At 71.2% G+C, this 18,239-nt stretch carries 18 protein-coding genes and 2 pseudogenes; 3 read left to right on the forward strand and 17 right to left on the reverse strand.

The genetic code is table 11. The annotated features are described in order from the left end of the window. Positions 1-163: 163 nt before the first annotated feature. Positions 164-625 carry a MaoC family dehydratase gene (locus L615_RS06085; RefSeq protein ID WP_145724462.1) on the reverse strand — a complete coding sequence of 154 codons (462 nt, stop codon included), beginning with the start codon at positions 623-625 and terminating at the stop codon, positions 164-166. A gap of 147 nt (positions 626-772) precedes the next feature. On the opposite strand from L615_RS06085, the gene L615_RS06090 reads away from it, so the two are divergent. Continuing rightward, positions 773-1,285, forward strand: coding sequence for a thioesterase family protein (locus tag L615_RS06090; protein ID WP_145724463.1), 513 nt, complete (start codon positions 773-775; stop codon positions 1,283-1,285). 7 nt (positions 1,286-1,292) lie between these two features. Here L615_RS06090 and L615_RS06095 read toward each other — a convergent pair whose 3' ends face one another. Continuing rightward, entirely contained in the window at positions 1,293-2,057 is a 765-nt protein-coding gene (locus L615_RS06095) for a PaaI family thioesterase (RefSeq protein ID WP_145724464.1), read from the reverse strand. Positions 2,058-2,161: 104 nt separating this feature from the next. On the opposite strand from L615_RS06095, the gene L615_RS06100 reads away from it, so the two are divergent. Next, complete coding sequence (locus L615_RS06100; RefSeq protein ID WP_261376577.1) at positions 2,162-2,965, forward strand: enoyl-CoA hydratase-related protein; 804 nt, start codon at positions 2,162-2,164, stop codon at positions 2,963-2,965. An 8-nt stretch (positions 2,966-2,973) separates the two neighbouring features. Next, positions 2,974-4,110, forward strand: coding sequence for an acyl-CoA dehydrogenase family protein (locus tag L615_RS06105; protein ID WP_145724465.1), 1,137 nt, complete (start codon positions 2,974-2,976; stop codon positions 4,108-4,110). A gap of 301 nt (positions 4,111-4,411) precedes the next feature. Here the strand turns inward: L615_RS06105 and L615_RS06110 are convergent, their stop codons facing one another. From L615_RS06110 to L615_RS23735, 15 genes and pseudogenes are all read right to left on the reverse strand, one after another. Then, a complete protein-coding gene (locus L615_RS06110; RefSeq protein ID WP_222430462.1) occupies positions 4,412-5,440 on the reverse strand; it encodes a hypothetical protein in 1,029 nt (342 codons plus the stop codon). Then, positions 5,437-6,498, reverse strand: a complete 1,062-nt coding sequence (locus tag L615_RS06115) for a phosphotransferase family protein (RefSeq protein ID WP_145724466.1) — start codon at positions 6,496-6,498, stop codon at positions 5,437-5,439. Before L615_RS06115 ends, L615_RS06110 begins: the two co-directional genes overlap by 4 nt. A gap of 9 nt (positions 6,499-6,507) precedes the next feature. Then, positions 6,508-7,347 (reverse strand): enoyl-CoA hydratase/isomerase family protein, encoded by an 840-nt coding sequence (locus L615_RS06120; RefSeq protein ID WP_186449755.1) that lies wholly within the window; start codon positions 7,345-7,347, stop codon positions 6,508-6,510. Between the two features lie 4 nt (positions 7,348-7,351). Further along, a pseudogene (locus L615_RS06125) lies at positions 7,352-8,164 on the reverse strand (enoyl-CoA hydratase/isomerase family protein). Next, entirely contained in the window at positions 8,151-9,383 is a 1,233-nt protein-coding gene (locus L615_RS06130) for a CaiB/BaiF CoA-transferase family protein (protein ID WP_145724467.1), read from the reverse strand. The pseudogene L615_RS06125 and the gene L615_RS06130 overlap by 14 nt, the downstream one beginning before the upstream one ends. A 98-nt stretch (positions 9,384-9,481) precedes the next feature. Further along, positions 9,482-10,180, reverse strand: coding sequence for an ABC transporter ATP-binding protein (locus tag L615_RS06135; protein WP_028654498.1), 699 nt, complete (start codon positions 10,178-10,180; stop codon positions 9,482-9,484). Then, entirely contained in the window at positions 10,177-10,878 is a 702-nt protein-coding gene (locus L615_RS06140) for an ABC transporter ATP-binding protein (RefSeq protein WP_028654499.1), read from the reverse strand. Before L615_RS06140 ends, L615_RS06135 begins: the two co-directional genes overlap by 4 nt. Next, positions 10,875-11,918 carry a branched-chain amino acid ABC transporter permease gene (locus L615_RS06145; protein WP_028654500.1) on the reverse strand — a complete coding sequence of 348 codons (1,044 nt, stop codon included), beginning with the start codon at positions 11,916-11,918 and terminating at the stop codon, positions 10,875-10,877. The genes L615_RS06140 and L615_RS06145 overlap by 4 nt, the downstream gene beginning before the upstream one ends. Beyond that, positions 11,915-12,769 carry a branched-chain amino acid ABC transporter permease gene (locus tag L615_RS06150; protein ID WP_028654501.1) on the reverse strand — a complete coding sequence of 285 codons (855 nt, stop codon included), beginning with the start codon at positions 12,767-12,769 and terminating at the stop codon, positions 11,915-11,917. Before L615_RS06150 ends, L615_RS06145 begins: the two co-directional genes overlap by 4 nt. A 61-nt stretch (positions 12,770-12,830) precedes the next feature. Continuing rightward, a complete protein-coding gene (locus L615_RS06155; RefSeq protein ID WP_186449756.1) occupies positions 12,831-14,045 on the reverse strand; it encodes an ABC transporter substrate-binding protein in 1,215 nt (404 codons plus the stop codon). A gap of 624 nt (positions 14,046-14,669) precedes the next feature. Further along, the gene (locus tag L615_RS06160) at positions 14,670-15,617 is read right to left on the reverse strand and encodes an EamA family transporter (RefSeq protein WP_145724469.1); all 948 of its coding nucleotides are present in this window, start codon (positions 15,615-15,617) and stop codon (positions 14,670-14,672) included. A 15-nt stretch (positions 15,618-15,632) separates the two neighbouring features. Then, entirely contained in the window at positions 15,633-16,409 is a 777-nt protein-coding gene (locus tag L615_RS24085) for an enoyl-CoA hydratase/isomerase family protein (RefSeq protein WP_145724470.1), read from the reverse strand. Positions 16,410-16,437: 28 nt separating this feature from the next. Then, positions 16,438-17,234, reverse strand: a pseudogene (locus L615_RS24090) (enoyl-CoA hydratase-related protein). A gap of 34 nt (positions 17,235-17,268) precedes the next feature. Next, a complete protein-coding gene (locus L615_RS06175) occupies positions 17,269-18,030 on the reverse strand; it encodes an SDR family NAD(P)-dependent oxidoreductase (RefSeq protein WP_028654505.1) in 762 nt (253 codons plus the stop codon). Between the two features lie 20 nt (positions 18,031-18,050). Continuing rightward, the gene (locus L615_RS23735) at positions 18,051-18,194 is read right to left on the reverse strand and encodes a hypothetical protein (protein WP_222430464.1); all 144 of its coding nucleotides are present in this window, start codon (positions 18,192-18,194) and stop codon (positions 18,051-18,053) included. Between the last annotated feature and the right edge of the window lie 45 nt (positions 18,195-18,239).

Raw genomic sequence — 18,239 nt, forward strand, 5'->3', positions numbered from 1 at the left:
ACCAGGCGATCGCCAGATCGTCCGTCCCGTGGCCGGTGCGGCGTTCACCGCAGCGGCCGGGCACCCACCCGCTCGCCTTCTCCGTCCACCTCCTGACGCGCGAGCGCCACCTGGCGCGGGTCGCCGCCTCGGCGCCCACCCCGACGGCGGACGCCGAGGACGCTCAGCCCCGGGGGAAGGTGAGGTAGATCGACTCGCCGACCATCGCGGGGCGGTCCTGCCCCCTGACCTCGACCCGGAGCGCCACCCGGTACTGGACGCCGCCGTCCTCGCGCCGGGTGGACTCGGGGATCGAGGCCGCGAGGCGGATCTCGGCGCCGACCGGGACCGGCGCGGTGAAGCGCACCTTGTCGAGCCCGTAGTTGATGCCGCGGCCGTGGTCGGTGATCACCATCAGCTTCTTCAGCATCGACGGCACCAGCGCCAGGGTGAGGTAGCCATGGGCGATCGTGCGCCCGAACGGGCCGTCCGCCGCTCGCTCCGCGTCGACGTGGATCCACTGGTGGTCGTCGGTGGCGTCGGCGAAGGTGTCGATGCGGCCCTGCTCGACGCGCTGCCAGGGCGAGGCACCGAGGTCGAGGTCGGTGGCCTCGGCCAGCTCGGCGACAGTGATCTCCAGGGTCATCGACACTCCTCGTCTCGGTTGGACGCCCACCGTCGACCACGCGGCGGGACGCGGTCAACGCGACCGGGCCCTGCCTGCTGTCGCAGCCCACAGTGGGCGGGACCACACCGGACGCGGACCACGGCACCGATCCGCCAGTCTGGCGCCATGAGCAACGCCGACCTGCCGTCGTACCCCCAGGTCCTCGACCTGCCCGTCCTGCACGAGGGCGAGGTGACGCCGGACTTCATCGACGCCAACGGCCACATGAACATCCGCCACTACCTCGACGCGGGCGCGTTCGCCGCCGACGTGCTGCTGCGCCGGATCGGCGTGGACGACGCCTACCGCGCCAACCGGCGGCGCGGGGTCTTCACCGCCGAGCACCACATCCGCTACTTCACCGAGATGCACGCGGGCGGCCGGTTCAGTGCCCACACGGCGTTCGTCGCACGGTCGGCGAAGGCCGGGCACCTGCTGTCCTTCATCCTGGACCTCGACCACGAGCGGCTCGCCYGCACGGTCGAGATCATCGTGGTGGCGGTCGACCTGGAGACCCGGCGACCGGCGGACTTCCCCGACGACATCGCCGGCCGGATCGACGAGCACGTGGCCGAGGCGGCTGCGCTGGACTGGCCCCTGCCGCTGTCGGGTGCGATGGGTATCCGCAGCCGCGCCTGACCAACGACTACGGCTGGGCCGTCACGGTGGCGACCGTGCAGGTCCGCCCGTCGACGGTGCCGACCACGTCGGTGACCCACAGGGTCCGGCCGGAGTGGCGGGTCGTCGCCCGCAGCTCGAGGTTCGCCCCCGCAGCGACCCCGCGCGTGTGGACGATGTGGATCGAGGTCGTGGCGAGCGAGCTCCCGGCCTCGATGCGCGACCGGGTCGCGACGACGTCGGACGCCGCGAGGGACACGCCTCCGTGCAGCATCCCTCGCGGGTTGAGCAGCGAGGGATGCGCCGGCAGCACTGCGTCCCCGGTGCCGCCGTGCAGGCCCAGGAGCGACGCGAGGTCTGCGGCCCCCGACGCACCGACCACCGGCACCGACGACGGGTCGAGGCCGTCAGGTCGAGGAACCGCGCGTCCGCGATGACGGCACTCGGCCACCACCGCCCCCGACGCGTCGCGGATGCGGCCGAGCGCGAAGGAACCCTCCTGCACCGGACGGGCACACGCCTCGAGGTCAGCGCCGCGACGGAGCTCGCCGACCATGTCGATCCAGATCTCCGTGCTGATGGACCAGGCGCCCTCGGGCAGCGACGCCATGAGCGCATAACCCGTCACCTCGTCGGCCAGCACGCCCAGCGCACCGGGTGCGGTACGGCCGTCAGGGCCGGTAGCCCACGCGCCGAGCGAGCTCCGGCAGGTCACCCCGCCGGGCACCTGCTGCAGGCCGTGGACGTCGAAGAGCCGCTCCGGCTCACTGGGGATGAAGGTCAGCTCTTGCACGAACCCACCCTAGGGTCTTGTGAACGATCGTTTACATCCGTATTGTACAAATGGTCAGGCCAAACGTCGCGCGACGTGGCTCCCACGCCCCTTACGAGAAGGACATGTCGACCATGGACAACTTCACCGACATCACCTACGAGGTCGAGAACGGCCTTGCCTGGATCACGATCAACCGGCCGGACCGGTTCAACGCCTTCCGCGCGCAGACCGTCGACGAGCTGGTCCTCGCGTTCAAGCGGGCGTGGGCGAGCCCCGACGTCGGCACCATCTGCCTCACCGGCGCGGGCGACAAGGCCTTCTGCGCCGGCGGTGACCAGAAGCAGCGGATGGAGACCGGCGACTACGGTCCGTCGCAGTCCGGCCTGTTCGAGGTCGAGGCCCTGCACCGGGTGATGCGCGACGTCCCGAAGCCCGTCATCGCCGCCGTCAACGGCCTGGCCATCGGTGGCGGCCACGTCCTGCACGTGCTCGCGGACCTCACGATCGCCGCCGACACCGCCAGCTTCGGCCAGAACGGCCCCCGGGTGGGCAGCTTCGACGCCGGCCTCGGCTCCGGCTACCTCGCCCGGGTCGTCGGCGAGAAGCGCGCCCGCGAGATCTGGTTCATGCTGCGCCGCCTGAGCGCCGAGGAGGCGCTGGACTGGGGCCTGGTGAACAAGGTCGTCCCGGCTGCCGAGCTCAAGGACGAGGTGCGTCGCTGGGCCGAGACGATGAACGCCTACTCCCCCACCGCGCTCAAGGTGCTCAAGCAGTCGTTCAACAGCGACACCGAGCACTTCGTCGCGGTCGGCAACATGGCCATCACCACCCTCAAGCTGTTCGGCGAGACGCCCGAGGCGCAGGAGGGCATCACCGCGTTCAACGAGAAGCGGCAGCCCGACTTCTCGAAGTACCGCGGGAACTGAGGCCGACGATGCAGCTGGACGCCGAGCGCCTCGAGTTCGCGAAGGCGATCGAGGACTTCTGTGCGCGTGAGTGCGGGACCCTCGCGCAGCGCGACGAGCTGACCGACAACGAGACCGTCGCCACCAGCTTCGAGCTCCTCCGGAAGATGTCGGACCTGGGCTGGCTCGGCGTCTCGCTGCCGGAGGAGTACGGCGGGGGCGGGGCCGGGTTCGTCGACGAGTGCGTGTTCATCGAGGAGGCCCACCGCGGGCTGGCCCCCGGCCTGCTCGCCTACACCACCGGGCTCACCGCTGCCCAGACCTACCTCAAGTGGGGCAACGACGAGCAGAAGAAGACGATCGTCTCCAACCTGGCGGCGGGCCGGATCGAGGCGATCGCCCTGTCCGAGCCCGGCACCGGGTCCGACCTGGGGGCCGTGCGCACGAAGGCGGTGCGCGACGGAGACGAGTACGTCATCGACGGGCAGAAGACCTGGATCTCGACGGCGCACGTGGCGCAGCACATGCTCACCCTCGTCCGCGAGGACGCCTCCGGCCCCAAGCACGCCGGGCTCACCCTCCTCATGGTGCCGTGCGACACCCCGGGCATCGAGATGCGCGAGGTCAAGACGATGGAGGCGCGCACCTGCAACGACGTCTTCTTCACCCAGGCGCGCGTCCCGGTGTCGGCCGTCGTCGGGGAGCCCGGGCAGGGCTGGAAGCAGCTGATGCGCGGGCTCAGCGTGGAGCGGATGATCATCGCGGCGTTCAGCATCGGCGCGGCGCGGCGCTCCCTCGAGGACGCCGTCGCCTACATGAAGCAGCGCGACGCGTTCGGGCAGTCGATCAGCGAGTTCCAGGCGCTCCGGCACCGGGTCGCCGACATCGCGACCGACATCGCGACCACGCGGGCCTTCATCTACGACGTCGCCCAGGCGATCGACGACGGGCGCGAGGACGACCTGGCGCGGGAGTCGGCGATGGCGAAGATGCGCGCGACCGAGGTGGCGAAGCGGGCCGCACTCGAGGGCATGCAGCTCATGGGCGGCGCAGGCTACGCGCGGGAGTACGGCATGGAGTTCCAGGTCCGCCGCGCGCTCGCGCCGCCGATCTTCGGTGGCACCAACGAGATCCAGCGGGAGATCATCGCGAAGTCGATCTTCTAGCCGGACCGCGTCGCGCGCGGACGCACGACCCAGGCCCCGGACGGCCCCGCCGTCCGGGGCCTCGCCGTTTCCTCGACCGGCCTGCACGACGGGCCCCGCTCGCCGCCGACGGCGTGCTCTCCGACTCACGGAGGTCCGGACGACCCGTCGTGGCTGGGTCGCGCGACCGACGCCTGGCTCGCCGCGCTCGGCATCATGATGATCGGCCGGTTCCTGATCGGCTGAGGCCGGTCACGACGCAAGGACCGCCGGACCCGCGAGCGCGGGTCCGGCGGTCCTGTGCTTACCACCCCCGGTGGCGTCAGGTCAGCGTCGGCCGATAGGCGTACGACGGCGAGCGGGTCAGCGCGAACTCGAAGATCCCCGAGCCCGGCCGTCCCTGCCAGTCGAAGGAGCACAGGCGGTCGGTGAGGGAAGAGTCCAGGGTCCGCTGGGTGACCGAGCCGTCGAGCGGGTAGACGTCGCTCTCGAGGTGGTCGCGGCCGAACGCCTTGCCGTGGTGCCCGCCGTACCCACCGCCGGCCATGTAGCCACCACCGGCGGACGCGTCGGTGTCGACCGGGTAGACCGCGCCGGAGGCCGTGGTCACCTGCACCCGTCCGGCCTTGAGGTCCAGCTGGTCGTCGAAGACCAGGTCGTGGCGCACGTCGACGACTTCGTCGAGGGTGCCGTCGGTGTGCATCACCGCGCCCTCGAGGAGGATCCGGCCACCGTCGCGGGTCTCGACGAGGAGGAACCCGATGGACCGGTCATCGAACTGTGCCTGGTACCAGATGTGCAGCCCCTGGCCGCCCGCCATCGTGCGGACACCACGAGAGCGGTCGCGCTGGCTGTACCACCGCTCCACCTGCTGCTCGGCGCCGTCGATACTGATGCTCCCGCGGACGAAGCCGGACTGGAACAGGTGCGAGAACGACGTCAACTCGCCCGAGTTGTTCGTGACGTCGATGTCGCCCCACCACGCGGGGGTCCGCGCCTCCCACCGCAGGTCGAACGCCAGCCCGGTCGGGTTGTCGGTGAGCGAGAGGTGCCAGGACTGGTTCGGCTCGACGACCTGGTAGGCGAACGGGCCGCAGGTGCCCGGATCGGTCGCCGACAGCTCGGTGGCGAAGCGGACGTTGCGCTGCTCGGTGCGGGTGGTGAGGATCGCGAACCCGTCGACCGTGTCCTGGACCGGGTGCAGGCCCAGACCGACGAGGATCGACGGCGCCGTCGCGTCCGTGGGGTGGACGTTGAAGACGAACCGGTCGAAGAAGCGCTCCGGGAGGCCGGTCGCCTCCTCACGCCGGATCAGCTCGTCGTGGAACTTCTCCCATGACCTGTTGCTCATGCGCGGGCCTCCTGCGGGACGTCGGTGAGTGCTGGCAGGCCGGCGGCGCGGTGCGCGTCGGCGAGGAAGGACGGCACGAGCGTCGGGTCGGCGTAGTACGGGTCCCCCACGCCTCGCACGGCGCGGCGTCGCCCGTACTCGTAGAGGACCGCCAGCTTCCACAGCGCGAGCGTGGTGTACCAGGCCAGGTTCGACAGGTCGGCCCCCGTGCGCGCGGCGTACCGCTCGGCGAGCTCGGCGCGGGTCGGGTAGCCGTCCTCGAGCATGGCGAGGGAGAGCTGCTGGGTGGCGTTGTACGGCGGGGCGTCGTCAGGGACGGAGGCGAGGAAGTAGCCGAGGTCGAAGAGCGGGTCCCCGAGCGTGGCGAGCTCCCAGTCGAGGACTGCCTCCACGGCACCGGGGTCGTCCTCGGAGAGGATGACGTTGCCGATCCGGTAGTCGTTGTGGACGATCGTGGCTCCCGACTCGGGCGGCACGTTCTCCTGCAGCCACGCGTCCACCGCTGCGAAGGCCGCGGGCGGGTCGCCGTCCTCGTCGGCGACGAGGCGTGCCATGCGCGACCGGTGGCGGGCGTTGAACCCCTCCGGCCTCCCGAGGTCGGCGAGGCCAGCCGCCCTCCAGTCCACGGCATGGAGGTCGGCAAGGGTGTCCACCAGCGACTCGCCGATCCTGCGGCGTGTCGCAGGGTCGGCGAGCGTGGGCGGCGTCGACGTCGTGACGACCGGCCCTGCTGCGAAGCCCATCACGTAGAGGTGGACGTCGATGACCTCTCCGGCCTCCGCGGTCGCGAGCAGCTCGGCGACGGGCACCGCGGTGCTGCCCAGGGCCCCGACCAGCCTCGCCTCACGCAGCATGTCGTGGGCGCCCGGAGGCGTCGGGGGCGGCGGAGGCCGTCGCACGACCGCTCGCCGGCCGTGGACGTCGGTCACCAGGTAGGTCAGGTTCGAGTGCCCGTCGCCGATCGGCTTCGTGGTGACCTCACCGGAGGTGATGCCGTGCTGCTCGAGGAACTCCCCGAGCCGGGCTCGCTCCTCGGCGCTCCAGTCCCAGGCGCTCATGGGCAGTCGTCACTCCCCCGTGAAGCGGGGGTCCCGCTTCTCCACGAACGCCGCGAGCGCCTCCGGCATGTCACGGGTCCGCGTCATCAGCGCCTGCCCGCGGTTCTCCAGCTCCAGTGCGGCGGCGTACGACGTCACCTCGAGGTTGCGCTGGATGGCGCGCTTCGACATCCGCACCCCGGCAGGCGAGTTGCGGGCGATCTGCCCGGCGAGCTCGACTGCGGCGCCGAAGAGCTCGTCGGTCGGGACGACCCGGTTGACGAGCCCGATCCGCTCCGCCTCGTCGGCTCCGACGATGCGGGCGCTGAACGCGATCTCCGCGGCGCGTGCGGGGCCGACCAACCGGGTGAGGTGGTACGACGTGCCCAGCTCGCCGACGGACAGGCCGACCTTGACGAAGGCGGCGCTGAACTTGGCGACCGGGTCGCAGAGCCGGATGTCAGCCGCGAGGGCGAGCGCCAGGCCGCCCCCGGTGGCCGGGCCGTGCACGGCGGCGATCACCGGGAAGGGCAGGAAGTGCAGCGCCTGGATGCCGCCCGTGGCGGTCTCCTGGAACTTGAGGAACTCGCGCACGCCCATCTCGCTGATCCGGCCGACCTCGTCGAGGTCGAAACCGGCGCAGAAGGACCGCGTTCCGGTGCCGGTGACGATGAGGGCGCGCAGGGGCGCGTCGCGCAGCGCGAAGGCGGCCTCGCCGTACTCCCTGAACATGCGGAAGGTCTGGCTGTTCATCCGGTCCGGCCGGTTGATCCGCAGCACGCCGATGTCGCCGGGGAGGACCTCGAAGGTCAGCTCCTCGAGCTCGGGGAATTCGATGTCCACGGTGGTGTTCTCCTCGGTCACGGTCATGTCGTCACTCCCCCGAGAAGACGGGGCGGCGCTTCTCCTTGAAGGCAGCGAGTGCCTCGGGCATGTCGGCGCTGCGCGTCAGCAGGGCCTGTCCACGGTTCTCCAGCTCGATGGCCGCGGCGTAGGAGCCGATCTCCATGTTCGCGTGGAGGGCGCGCTTGGAGAGCTGGATGCCACCGGGGCTGTTGGCGACGATGCGGTCGGCGAGGCCGAGGGCGTCGTCCAGGAGCTTGTCGGGCTCGCTGACGCTGTTGACCAGCCCGATCCGGACAGCCTCCTCGGCGTGCACCATCCGGCCGGTGAAGCAGATCTCGCTCGCGACAGCGGGGCCGACGAGCCGGGTCAGCAGCCAGGAGGTGCCGAGGTCGCCCGCGCTGAGGCCGATCTTGACGAACGCGGCGTTGAACTTCGCCTCCGGCGACGCCAGCCGGATGTCGGCCTGCAGCGCCAGCGCCAGCCCACCGCCGGCGGCAGGACCGTTGACGGCGGCCACGACCGGGACCCGGAGGGCCCGCACGGCCAGCAGTGCCCGGGCGCCGCGCTCCTGCTGGTCGAGCATCCCGATGGCACCGAGGTCGGCGAGCCGGKCGGCGBCYKCGMKSBMGAAGCCGGCGCAGAACGCACGACCGGCGCCGGTGAGCACGACCACCCGCAGGTCGTCGACCTGGTCGAGGTCCAGCGCGACGCGCTCGAGCTCGACGAACATCCGGTCGGTCATCGCGTTGTAGCGCTCGGGACGGTCGAGGGTCACCAGGGCGACGCCGGGCGCCGCCTCGGTGACGGTGATCGTCTCGAACGAGCGGTCAGGGAGCTTCATCAGAGAGACTGCCTTCCTGGGTAGGGACGGGGGCGGGCTGGTCCGCGAGACGGATCGCGCCGTCCCGCTCCCAGTCCCGGACGACGTCGGGGTCGATGCCCCACGCGGCCAGGGCTTCGCGGGTGTGCTCGCCGGGGACGGGTGGCGGGCCGTCGACGACGGCGGTAGTGCGGCTGAAGCGGGGCTGGGGCGCCGGTTGGGTCACGCCGGCGACGTCCACGAAGGTGCCCCTGGCGACGTTGTGGGGGTGGACCCAGGCCTCCTGCACGTCCAGCACGGGTGAGATGCAGCCCCGTCCGGCGGCCCGGGTCACCCACTCCTCGCGCGTGCGCTCGCGGATGGTGTCAGCGAAGACCTTCGCCAGCTCCGGCCAGCGCGTGTGGTCGTCGCGATCGGGGAGCGCGGCGGCGTCGAGGCCGAGGACGTCGAGCAGGTCGGCGTAGAAGTGGGGCTCGAGCGCGCCGACGGCGAGCCAGCGACCGTCGGCGGTCTCGTAGGCGTCGTAGAAGGGTGCGCCGGAGTCGACGATGTTGGTGCCGCGCTCGGTGCGCCAGGTGCCGGCGCTGACGAACCCGTGGAAGGCGGCGGCCAGCAGGGCCGATCCGTCGACCATCGCGGCGTCGACGACCTGTCCGCGACCGGACCGCCCGGCCTCCCACACCGCGGCGAGCAGCCCGAGCGCCAGCACGGCGCCGCCTCCGCCGAAGTCTCCGACGAGGCTCAGCGGCGGGGTGGGCGGTTGACCCTGACGCCCCACGAGTGCCAGGACGCCGCTCTGGGCGATGTAGTTGATGTCGTGCCCGACGGCCTGGGCCAGCGGCCCGTCCTGCCCGTAGCCGGTCATCCGGCCGTAGACGAGGCGGGAATTGGCCGCGAGGCACACATCGGGGCCGATGCCGAGCCGCTCCGCCACGCCGGGGCGGAAGCCCTCGATGAGCGCGTCGGCACTGGCCACGAGGTCGAGGACGACCTCGTGGCCGCGAGGGTGCTTGAGGTCGACCGCCACGGAGCGGCGCCCGCGGTGGAGGACCTCGGTCCGGAAGTCGGCGTTGGGGCCGACCAGGGCGGCTCCCTGCGCCCGGTCGACCCGGATGACGTCGGCGCCGAGGTCGGCGAGGAGCATCGCGCAGTAGGGCCCTGGCCCGATGCTTCCGACCTCGACCACCCGTAGGCCTGCGAGCGGGCCCGTGAACGATCGTTCCGTCCCGTCATGCGTCATCTCATCACCTCCCGGTCACCACCCTAGGCCACCCGCGAGAAATGGTCAGGCCAATGTCCGTGCCGGCCGGTGGAGACTTCTCCACCGGCCGGCTCTGTTCAGAGCGCGATCATCTCCTGCACCGCCCGGTCCCCGAGCTGTTCGATCGGACCCTCGCCCGCCAGCCGGCCCTTGCGGAGCGCGAGGTAGCGGTCGGCGACCTTCTGGATCATCCCGATGTGCTGCTCCACGAGCAGGAGGGCCGTGCCACGGGACCGGATCTCCCGCAACGCGTCCACGATGGCGTCGATGATCACCGGCGCCAGGCCCTCGGTGGGCTCATCCAGCATGAGGAGCGCCGGTCCGGCCATGAGGGCGCGGGCGATGGCGAGCATCTGCTGCTCACCACCGGAGAGCGAGGTGCCCGGACGCTTCCGGCCACGGGCGAGGTTGGGGAAGAGCTCGTAGAGGTCCTCCAGGGTCCACGTGGTCGCTCGCCGCGAAGCCCGCCCGAGCAGGATGTTCTCCTCGACCGTGAGGTTGCCGAAGATTCGCTTGCCCTGCGGCACGAGGGACACCCCACGCGCGGTCGGGACGTGCGCCCGGCGCCCGACCGGCTCGCCGTCGACCAGCACCTGGCCGCGGACCGAGGGCACGCCGTACACGGAGAGCAGGGTGGTGGTCTTGCCGGCTCCGTTGCGGCCGACCAGGCCGACGGTCTCGCCGGGGGCGATCGAGAACGACAGGTCCTGGAGGATCACCGAGCCGCCGTAGCCGGCGGTGACGTCGCGGAACTCGAGCACGGGCGTGGCGGTCATGCTGCGCTCCCCAGGTAGGCACGGATCACGTTCTCGTCGGCGCGGACGTCGTCGGGGGTGCCCGTGGCGAGCAGCTTGCCGAGGTCGAGCACGGTGATGACGTCGCAGGTGCGGAAGACGCCCTCGACGTCGTGCTCGACGAGCAGCGCCGCTACGTCCCTCTCCTTGCACACGTCGCGCACGTGCTGGAGCATCCGGACCGACTCGTCGTGGACCAGCCCTGCGCACGGCTCGTCGAGCAGCACGACCTTCGGCCGGCCGATGAGGGCGATGGCCAGGTCCACGGACCGCTGGGTGCCGTAGGCGATCTCCGCGCACACCCGGTCGAGGATCCCCTCGAGGCCGAGCGTGCGGACGATCTCGCCGAGGTCCTCCTCGTTGTTGCGGCGGGCGACCATCTCGAGCTGGTCGCCGACCGTCATCGCCCCGAAGACGCTGGTGCGCTGGAAGGAGCGGGACAGGCCTTTCCGCCGCCGCCAGCGGACCGAGCGCCGCGTGATGTCCACGCCCTCGAACGTGACCGTTCCGGACGAGGGACGTTTGCGGCCGGAGAGTGCGTCGATGAACGTCGACTTGCCGGCGCCGTTGGGGCCGATCACCCCGTGCACGACGCCCGGCTCGAGCGCGATGTCCACGCCGTCGAGCGCGACGTGGGCGCCGTACCGGACGGTGAGTCCGCGGCCTTCGAAGATCGTCATCGACGTCCCCTCCTCAGTCGGTGGTAGAGCTTCTGCAGGCTGCCGGTGATGCCTCCGGGCATGAACACCAGCACGAGGATCAGCGCCATCCCGGTGAAGAGGTGGAGGTTGCCCCCGAAGTTGAAGTTGGCCTGGGCGTAGACGAACAGGAAGGTCCCGACGATCGGGCCGACCAGCAGTCCGAAGCCCCCGACGAGTGCGGCGATGAGGCTGTCACCGGCCCGGGTGAAGCCGAGGATGTCCGGCGAGACGTAGCCTGAGTTGATCGCGAAGAGTGCACCGCCCAGGGACGCCACCGCTCCCGAGAGCACGAACGCGACCAGGCGCGGCCCGAAGGTGTCGTAGCCGGAGAAGCGCATCCGCTCCTCGTTCTCACGAATGCCCTCCAGGGTGGTGCCGAAGCGGGACCGGCCGACGAGCCACAGCACGGTGGCACACATGGTCAGGGCGATCCACGCCATCGGCCAGAACAGGCCGGGGTTCATCACGTCCCGCTGGGCCAGGCCCAGGAACGTCATGTCGCGGTCGTAGCTGAGCAGCTTGCCGTCGTGCGCGCCGGTGAGCGGCCGCGCCGAGGTCTGCACGCTGAGCGCGTAGAGCGCCTGCGACAGGGCCAGCGTCAGCATCAGGAAGCCGAACCCCGAGGAGCGGACCACGAGGAGGCCCATGACCACGGCGAAGCCGGTGCCGACCACGACCCCGAAGCCGACGGCCGTCGTCGGCGACCAGCCCCAGTTGGTGGTGGCGATGCCGACGCCGTACGCCGCGGCCCCGAAGAAGGCGCCGTGGCCGAGGCTGATCAACCCGAGGTGGCGGGCGAGGAAGCCGATCCCGATCGCGAGGAGGCTGAGCAGCGTTCCCTCGACGAGCAGGCTCATCCGGTAGGTGTCGGTCACGACGTACGGGACGGCGAGGCCGGCCAGCAAGGTGGCGACGGCGATGCCGAGGCCCACCAGGGTGCCCTTGAGGCGTCCGCGGGGCGACGCCTCGGGCGCGGCCGCGGACGGGCTCACCACGTCGGTGGGGGCGGTCGTGGTCATGACACCCTCTTTCCGGCGAGCCCGGTGGGTCGCCACAGCAGGACGATGGTCAGGGCGAGGTAGGGGACGACCACCGCGACGCTCGGCGACCAGACGGTCGTGACGCTCTGGATGACGCCGAGCCCCATCCCGGCGATCATCGCCCCGCCGATGCTCCCGATCCCACCGACGACGACGATGATCAGCACCGTGATCAGGAACGCGCTGCCCATGCCGGGGTCGAGTGCGATGTACGGCGCCGCGAGCGCACCGGCGAAGCCGGCGAGTGCCGAGCCGACCGCAACCACGACGAGGCTCACGCGGTCGACGTTGATGCCCATGATGGCAGCGGTCTCGATGTCCTGGCTGGCCGCGCGGATGTGCAACCCGGTCGTGGTGCTGCGCAGCCACAGCACCAGCGCGGCGGCGAGGACCACCGCGATGGCGATGATGGCCAGCCGGTAGCTCGGGTACTCGACGCCCAGGAAGTTCGAGGTCCCCTGGAGGAACTCGGGCGGCGTGACGCGGAGCGTGCGCTCCCCCCAGATGAGCACCACCAGCCGTTCCGCCATCAGCGCGAGCCCGAACGTGATCAGGCCGAGCTCGATGTGAGAGCGGTGCTGGAGCGGCCGGAAGAAGACCAGCTCCAGCAGGACACCGACGACCGCGAGCGCGAGGGGGACGACGAGGAGCGCCAGCCAGAAGCCGGCTCGGTCCGACACCGAGTAGGCGATGTAGGCCCCGGACATGTAGAGCGCGCCGTGGGCGAAGTTCGCCACTCCCCGCAGGCCGTAGATCATGGCGAGGCCGGAGCTCAGCACCATCAGCAGCGAGCCGAGCGCGATCCCGTTGAGCAGTTGTGCAGCGTTCACGTCTGTCCCTCCCTGACGACGGGCGTCGGCGCGCGGGTCCCGCGCGCCGACGCCCGCTCGGTCAGAACTTGCAGGCCGGGTCCGACTCGGTGGTCGTCACGTCCGCGCTGGTGTTGGTGACCACCTCGAAGGCGAGGCCACCGTCACCCTTGACGACCTTGCCGAGGTAGGAGTCCCGGAGGACCTGGTTGTCGGTGCTACGGACCGTGACCTCACCGACGTTGGTCTCGACGGTGAGGTCCGCGAGCGCCTCGGCGACCTCGGCCGGCTCGGAGCTGCCCGCCTCCTCGATGCCGGCGAAGAGGATCTGTGCCGCGGCGTAGGCGTCGGCGGGGACGTAGTACGGCGCCGAGCCGTGGTCCTCGGTGTAGGCCTCGCTGAACTCCTTGTTGGCCTCGGTGTCGGCCGCGGCGTCGTACCCGACGTTGTTGTAGTAGCCGACGATGCTCTCGCCGAGGGTCTCGAAGAGCGGCTCGGAGACCATGTTGAGGCCGAGCACCGTCTTCAGCTGGTCGTCCAGGTTGAACTGGTCGGCCTGCTGGACGAAGGCGACGCCGTCGGCGCCGAACTCGACGGCGAAGACCGCGTCCGCGCCGCTGTTCTTGAGCTTGGTGATGTAGGAGCCGAAGTCGGTCGTGTTGAGCGGGGCGAACTGCTCCAGCACGACCTCCTTGCCGGCCTTCTCCGCGGCAGCCTTGAAGGTCTCCGCCGCACTGTGGCCGGTGGCGTAGTCGACGGCCTGGATCGCCCACTTCTCACCGGGCATCTCCGCGATCGAGTTCGCCAGGGCGTTCACGTCCATGCTGGTCGTCTGCACGACGTGGACGGCGTACGGCGAGCACTGCTCGCCCACGAGCGCGTCGTCCTTGCCGAGCGAGTTGAACGACAGGGCCCCGAGCCCCTCGAGCTGGGCGTTGAGGGCGCCGTGCTCCGGCGAGGTCATCACCGAGCCGATGAACTGGGCGCCGTCCTGGGTCACTGCCTCCTTGGCCACGCGCAGGGTGGTGGCGGGGTCCGCGTCGGTGCCCTTGACGAGCAGCTCGACCTTGCGCCCGTCGATGCCGCCGGCCTCGTTGACCAGGCGCACAGCGGTCTCCCAGCCCTTCACCGAGTCGGTGCCGAACTGGGCGAGGGCGCCGCTGGTGGGCGGGATCAGGGCGATCTTGATGGGTCCCTCCTCGGCGTCCCCGCCCGAGCTGTCACTGGCCGCGCCGCACGCGGCCATGGTGAGGGACAAGGTGACGGCGGTCGTCGCCGCCAGCAGACGTCGCTTCATGCGGAGGATCTCCTCGGGTCTCGGGAACACCGAACGCTCGGTGTGTCTCACGTCACGAAGTATGGTCTGATAGTTAGATCGGTTCGACCCTACAAGGAGGGGTTTTCGTCTATCCCCAAAGGGGGAGGCGGGTGCGGCCGGTGGCGGGGTGACGGGTGGAGGTCGGATGAGGCTCACGGTTGTCGTGCGCGGCCGCCGCATGTAACACGTTGATCGCTGCCCTGGCAGCCTGTTGCCGCGTGCAACACGGTGATCGCCGCGCTGGCATCCCGCTGCCACGTGCAACACGTGGTCCGCAGACCTGGCAGCCCGGAGACCGCGGGAATCCCCTGCTGGGTGCGGCGGGAACAGTCGCCAGCGGGCGGGAAGAGCCGTGATCAGCGTGTTACATGCGCGGCCGGCCGACCACCCAGCCCGCGCAACCCGTCGTACGCCGACCTGTCCCCCCGGACCGCAAAGGTCACCCACCGGGCACGCCTCGCACAGCAGTCGGCGCGCGGCAACAGCCGCGATCAGCGTGTTACATGCCCGACGGCCACCCCGACGGCCGCCCCAGGCCCACCGGGCCCACCACGCCCACCACGCCCACCACGCCCAGTGGCAGGCGAGGAGAAGGAGGAGGGGTCACGCCGGCTGCGCGACCTCGGTGCCCGGGACGTGGTCCGTGCGGGTACGCCGCTCGGAGCCGATGATGAGCACGACAGCCAGCACCACCGCGCCTCCGCCGACGAGGACGCCTGCACCGACGGACTCACCCAGAACGACGGCGCCCAGCACGACCGCGACGACGGGGTTCACGTAGGCGTGGGTGGCCGTGAGCGAGAGCGGCACGTTGGCGAGCAGCCAGGCGAAGGCGAGGTAGGCGGTGACGGAGCAGGCGAGCACCAGCCAGGCCATGGCGAGCCAGCCGCGTGTCGAGTAGGCGATGCTGACCTGCTCGCCGCTGCTGATGGCGAGGACGGTGGACGTGCCGGCGGCGACCAGCTGCTGGTAGGTCGCCACGGTCACCACGTCCGAGGGCAGCGCCAGGCGGCCCTGCAGGAAGGACCCGATCGTCCAGCTGATGCTGGCCCCGAGGCAGCACAGGGCGGCGAGCGCCGGGATCGCGCCACCGCCGCCCTGGCCCAGGCCGACCAGGGCGGCCAAGCCGCCGAAGCCCAGCACGACGCCGGCCCAGGTCGCTCGCGTGGGGCGGTCACCGGTGGCGAGGCGGATGAGGACCGCCCACGCAGGCACGGTCGCGACGATGAGTGCGGCGACCCCCGACGGCAGCCCCTGCACCTGGGCCAGGGCCTGGAAGCCGTTGCCGAAGCCCAGGAGCAGGATGCCCGTCACCACCAGCCCTGCCGCCTCGGCCCGGGTCACCCGCAGGGTCCGCCACCCGCGCCGCGCCGTGGCGATGACCGCCAGCAGGAGCGCGGCGACGACGTACCGCTGCGCCATCGCCTGGAACGGGTCGGCCTCGTCGACCACGAGCCGGATCGCGAGGTAGACCGAGCCCCACAGCACCCACACGGCCGCCATGCAGACGACCAGCGTGGACCGCGGGACGCCCGGCACCGCGTCAGTCACGGCGACCGGCCACGGTCACGCGAAGCGCGGTCGACGCTTCGCCACGAAGGCGGAGATCCCCTCCGCGGCCTCGCCGTCCTCGAACAGGCCCTGCTCCTGGTCGCGCTCGTAGGCGATGCCCTCCGCCAGCGGCAGGGCGAACGCGGCGTCGACGGTACGGACGACCGCCAGCTGGGCGGGCAGCGAGGACGTCACCAGCTCCTGGGCGAGCTCGAGCGCAGTCTTGACCACGTCCTCGTCGGTCAACCGGTCGACCAGCCCGATCTGCAGCGCCTCCGCCGCCCCGACCTGGCGGGCGGTCAGCATGATGTCGAGCGCGCGGCCGCGGCCGACGAGCTGCGTCAGCCGCTGCGTGCCGCCCGCGCCGGGGATGAGGCCGAGCTTGACCTCCGGCAGCCCGAGCTTCGCCCGCGGACCCGCGACGCGCATCGTGCAGGCCATCGCGAGCTCCAGCCCGCCACCGAGGGCGAGGCCGTCCACCGCTGCGATCGACAGCCAGGGCGACGCGGCCAGGCGGTCGTTGACCGCCCGCATCTTGTCCCCGTAGGCGAGGAAGGACTCCGCGTCGATCGTCGACATGTGCTTGATGTCCGCGCCGGCCGCGAAGAAGCCGTCCCTGGCCGAGGTGACCACCATGACCTTGACGTCCCCGGCCTGCTCGGCCGCGTCGATGGCGGCGTGGAGGCCGTCGAGCAGCGGGATGCCCAGCGCGTTGGCGGGCGGCCGGTCCATGGTCACGACCATCACGCCGGGCGACTCGGCGGTCCAGGTGACGACGGGGGTCTCGGTCATGGTTCCTCGATTCGGGTCGTGCTGGCCGTCAGGGACGGCGCGGGAAGCGGGTGAAGTCGGGGGTACGACGGGCCTTGAAGGACTCGCGTCCCTCCCTGGCCTCCTCGGTCCCGTAGAAGAGGAGGTTGGCGTCGTGAGCCAGCTGCTGGATGCCGGCGTAGCCGTCCTCGTGGGCGTGGAAGCTGAGCTTCGACATCCGCAGTGCACGTGGCGAGAGGGCGAGCATGTCCCGGCACCAGCGGACGGTCTCCGCCTCGAGGTCGGCGAGCGGGACCACGGTGTTGACCAGGCCCATCGCCAACGCCTCCTGGGCGTCGTACTGGCGGCAGAGGAACCAGATCTCCTTGGCCTTCTTCGGCCCCACGAGGTCGGAGAGGATGCTGGACCCGTAGCCGCCGTCGAAGGAGCCGACCTTCGGTCCCACCTGGCCGAAGACAGCGTTGTCGGCGGCGNGGCGTAGCCGGCGACCATCGCCACGATCGGCTTCGGGCACCGGCGCATGGCGACGTGGAGGTCGGTGACGTGGAACCGGCCCGTCGAGCTGGCGTCTAGCTGATAGCCGCTGTCCCCGCGGACCCGCTGGTCTCCCCCGGAGCAGAACGCCCGGTCACCAGCGCCGGTGAGGATGATGGCCCCCACCGCTTCGTCCTCGCGCGCCACCATCAGCGCCCGGTCGACCTCGACCAGCGTCTGCGGCCGGAAGGCGTTGTGGACCTCCGGCCGGTTGATCGTGATCCGCGCGATCCCCTCGGGGGAGGTCTCGTAAACGATGTCCTCGTACTGGCCGCTCGGGGTCCACTCGACGACGTCGGTCCCCCCTGTCATCGCGGCCGCCTGCACGTCGCCACGTCCACCGCCCTCACGCCATCGTCAGGCCGCCACTGACCGACAGCGTCTGGCCGGTCACGAAGCCCGCGCCGTCGGAGGCGAAGAAGGAGACGGCGGGGCCGATGTCCTCCGGGGTGCCCAGGCGCTTCATCGGGACGGCGGAGGTCATGCCGGCGATCACCTTCTCGGCGTCACCGCCGCCGGCGCCGTCGGCGAACTTGCGCAGGGCCGGGGTGTCCGTGGGGCCGGGGCACACCGTGTTGGCCGTGACGCCCTTGCGGGCGACCTCGCGGGCGAGGGTCTTGGTGAAGGCGATGATGCCGCCCTTGGCACCGGAGTAGACAGCCTCCATCGAGGAGCCGACGCGGCCGGCGTCGGAGCCGATGTTGATGACGCGGCCGAAGCCGCGCTCCATCATGCCCGGCACGACGGTGTGGATGACGCGCAGCGCACCCTTGTAGTTGATGTCGAGGATCTTGTCCCAGAAGTCCTCGGTGGTCTTCACGAACGGCATGAAGTCGTCCCAGCCGGCGTTGTTGACCACGACCTCGATCGGGCCGAGCTCGGCCTCGACGGTCGCGACGGCAGCCTTGACGGACTCCGTCGAGGTCACGTCGATCGACACGGCGATGGCCTCGCCGCCGGCGGCGCTGATCTCCTTCGCGGTCTCCTCGGCGACCGCCAGGTTGAGGTCGGCGACGGCCACGCGGAACCCGTCCCGTCCCAGCGTGGTGGCGATGCCCTTGCCGATGCCCTGGGCACCACCCGTGACCAGTGCGACGCGGTTGCTCATCTTCTTCTCCTTGTGGTGTGTCAGACGGCCGGGGACCAGATGACCGGCCCGGCGACGATCGAGTGGCTGGTGAGCTTGCGGCCGAGCGTGCTCTGCGCCTCGCGCGCGGCCTCGATGAGGCGCTCGAGGTCGAGCCCGGTGTCCACGCCCATCTCGTGGAACATGGACACGAGGTCCTCGGTCGCGATGTTGCCGGTGGAGCCGGCGGG

Source organism: Nocardioides sp. J9 (assembly GCF_007829375.1).
GTDB lineage: Bacteria > Actinomycetota > Actinomycetes > Propionibacteriales > Nocardioidaceae > Nocardioides.

Excerpts from the sequence above, each read along its gene's own strand:
- L615_RS06085 (WP_145724462.1), bottom strand. The coding sequence starts at position 625 with ATGACCCTGGAGATCACTGTCGCCGAGCTGGCCGAGGCCACCGACCTC.
- L615_RS06100 (WP_261376577.1), top strand. The coding sequence starts at position 2,162 with ATGTCGACCATGGACAACTTCACCGACATCACCTACGAGGTCGAGAAC.
- L615_RS06105 (WP_145724465.1), top strand. The coding sequence starts at position 2,974 with ATGCAGCTGGACGCCGAGCGCCTCGAGTTCGCGAAGGCGATCGAGGAC.
- L615_RS06110 (WP_222430462.1), bottom strand. The coding sequence starts at position 5,440 with ATGAGCAACAGGTCATGGGAGAAGTTCCACGACGAGCTGATCCGGCGT.
- L615_RS06115 (WP_145724466.1), bottom strand. The coding sequence starts at position 6,498 with ATGAGCGCCTGGGACTGGAGCGCCGAGGAGCGAGCCCGGCTCGGGGAG.
- L615_RS06120 (WP_186449755.1), bottom strand. The coding sequence starts at position 7,347 with ATGACCGTGACCGAGGAGAACACCACCGTGGACATCGAATTCCCCGAG.
- L615_RS06130 (WP_145724467.1), bottom strand. The coding sequence starts at position 9,383 with ATGACGCATGACGGGACGGAACGATCGTTCACGGGCCCGCTCGCAGGC.
- L615_RS06135 (WP_028654498.1), bottom strand. The coding sequence starts at position 10,180 with ATGACCGCCACGCCCGTGCTCGAGTTCCGCGACGTCACCGCCGGCTAC.
- L615_RS06140 (WP_028654499.1), bottom strand. The coding sequence starts at position 10,878 with ATGACGATCTTCGAAGGCCGCGGACTCACCGTCCGGTACGGCGCCCAC.
- L615_RS06145 (WP_028654500.1), bottom strand. The coding sequence starts at position 11,918 with ATGACCACGACCGCCCCCACCGACGTGGTGAGCCCGTCCGCGGCCGCG.
- L615_RS06155 (WP_186449756.1), bottom strand. The coding sequence starts at position 14,045 with ATGAAGCGACGTCTGCTGGCGGCGACGACCGCCGTCACCTTGTCCCTC.
- L615_RS24085 (WP_145724470.1), bottom strand. The coding sequence starts at position 16,409 with ATGACCGAGACCCCCGTCGTCACCTGGACCGCCGAGTCGCCCGGCGTG.
- L615_RS06175 (WP_028654505.1), bottom strand. The coding sequence starts at position 18,030 with ATGAGCAACCGCGTCGCACTGGTCACGGGTGGTGCCCAGGGCATCGGC.
- L615_RS23735 (WP_222430464.1), bottom strand. The coding sequence starts at position 18,194 with ATGTTCCACGAGATGGGCGTGGACACCGGGCTCGACCTCGAGCGCCTC.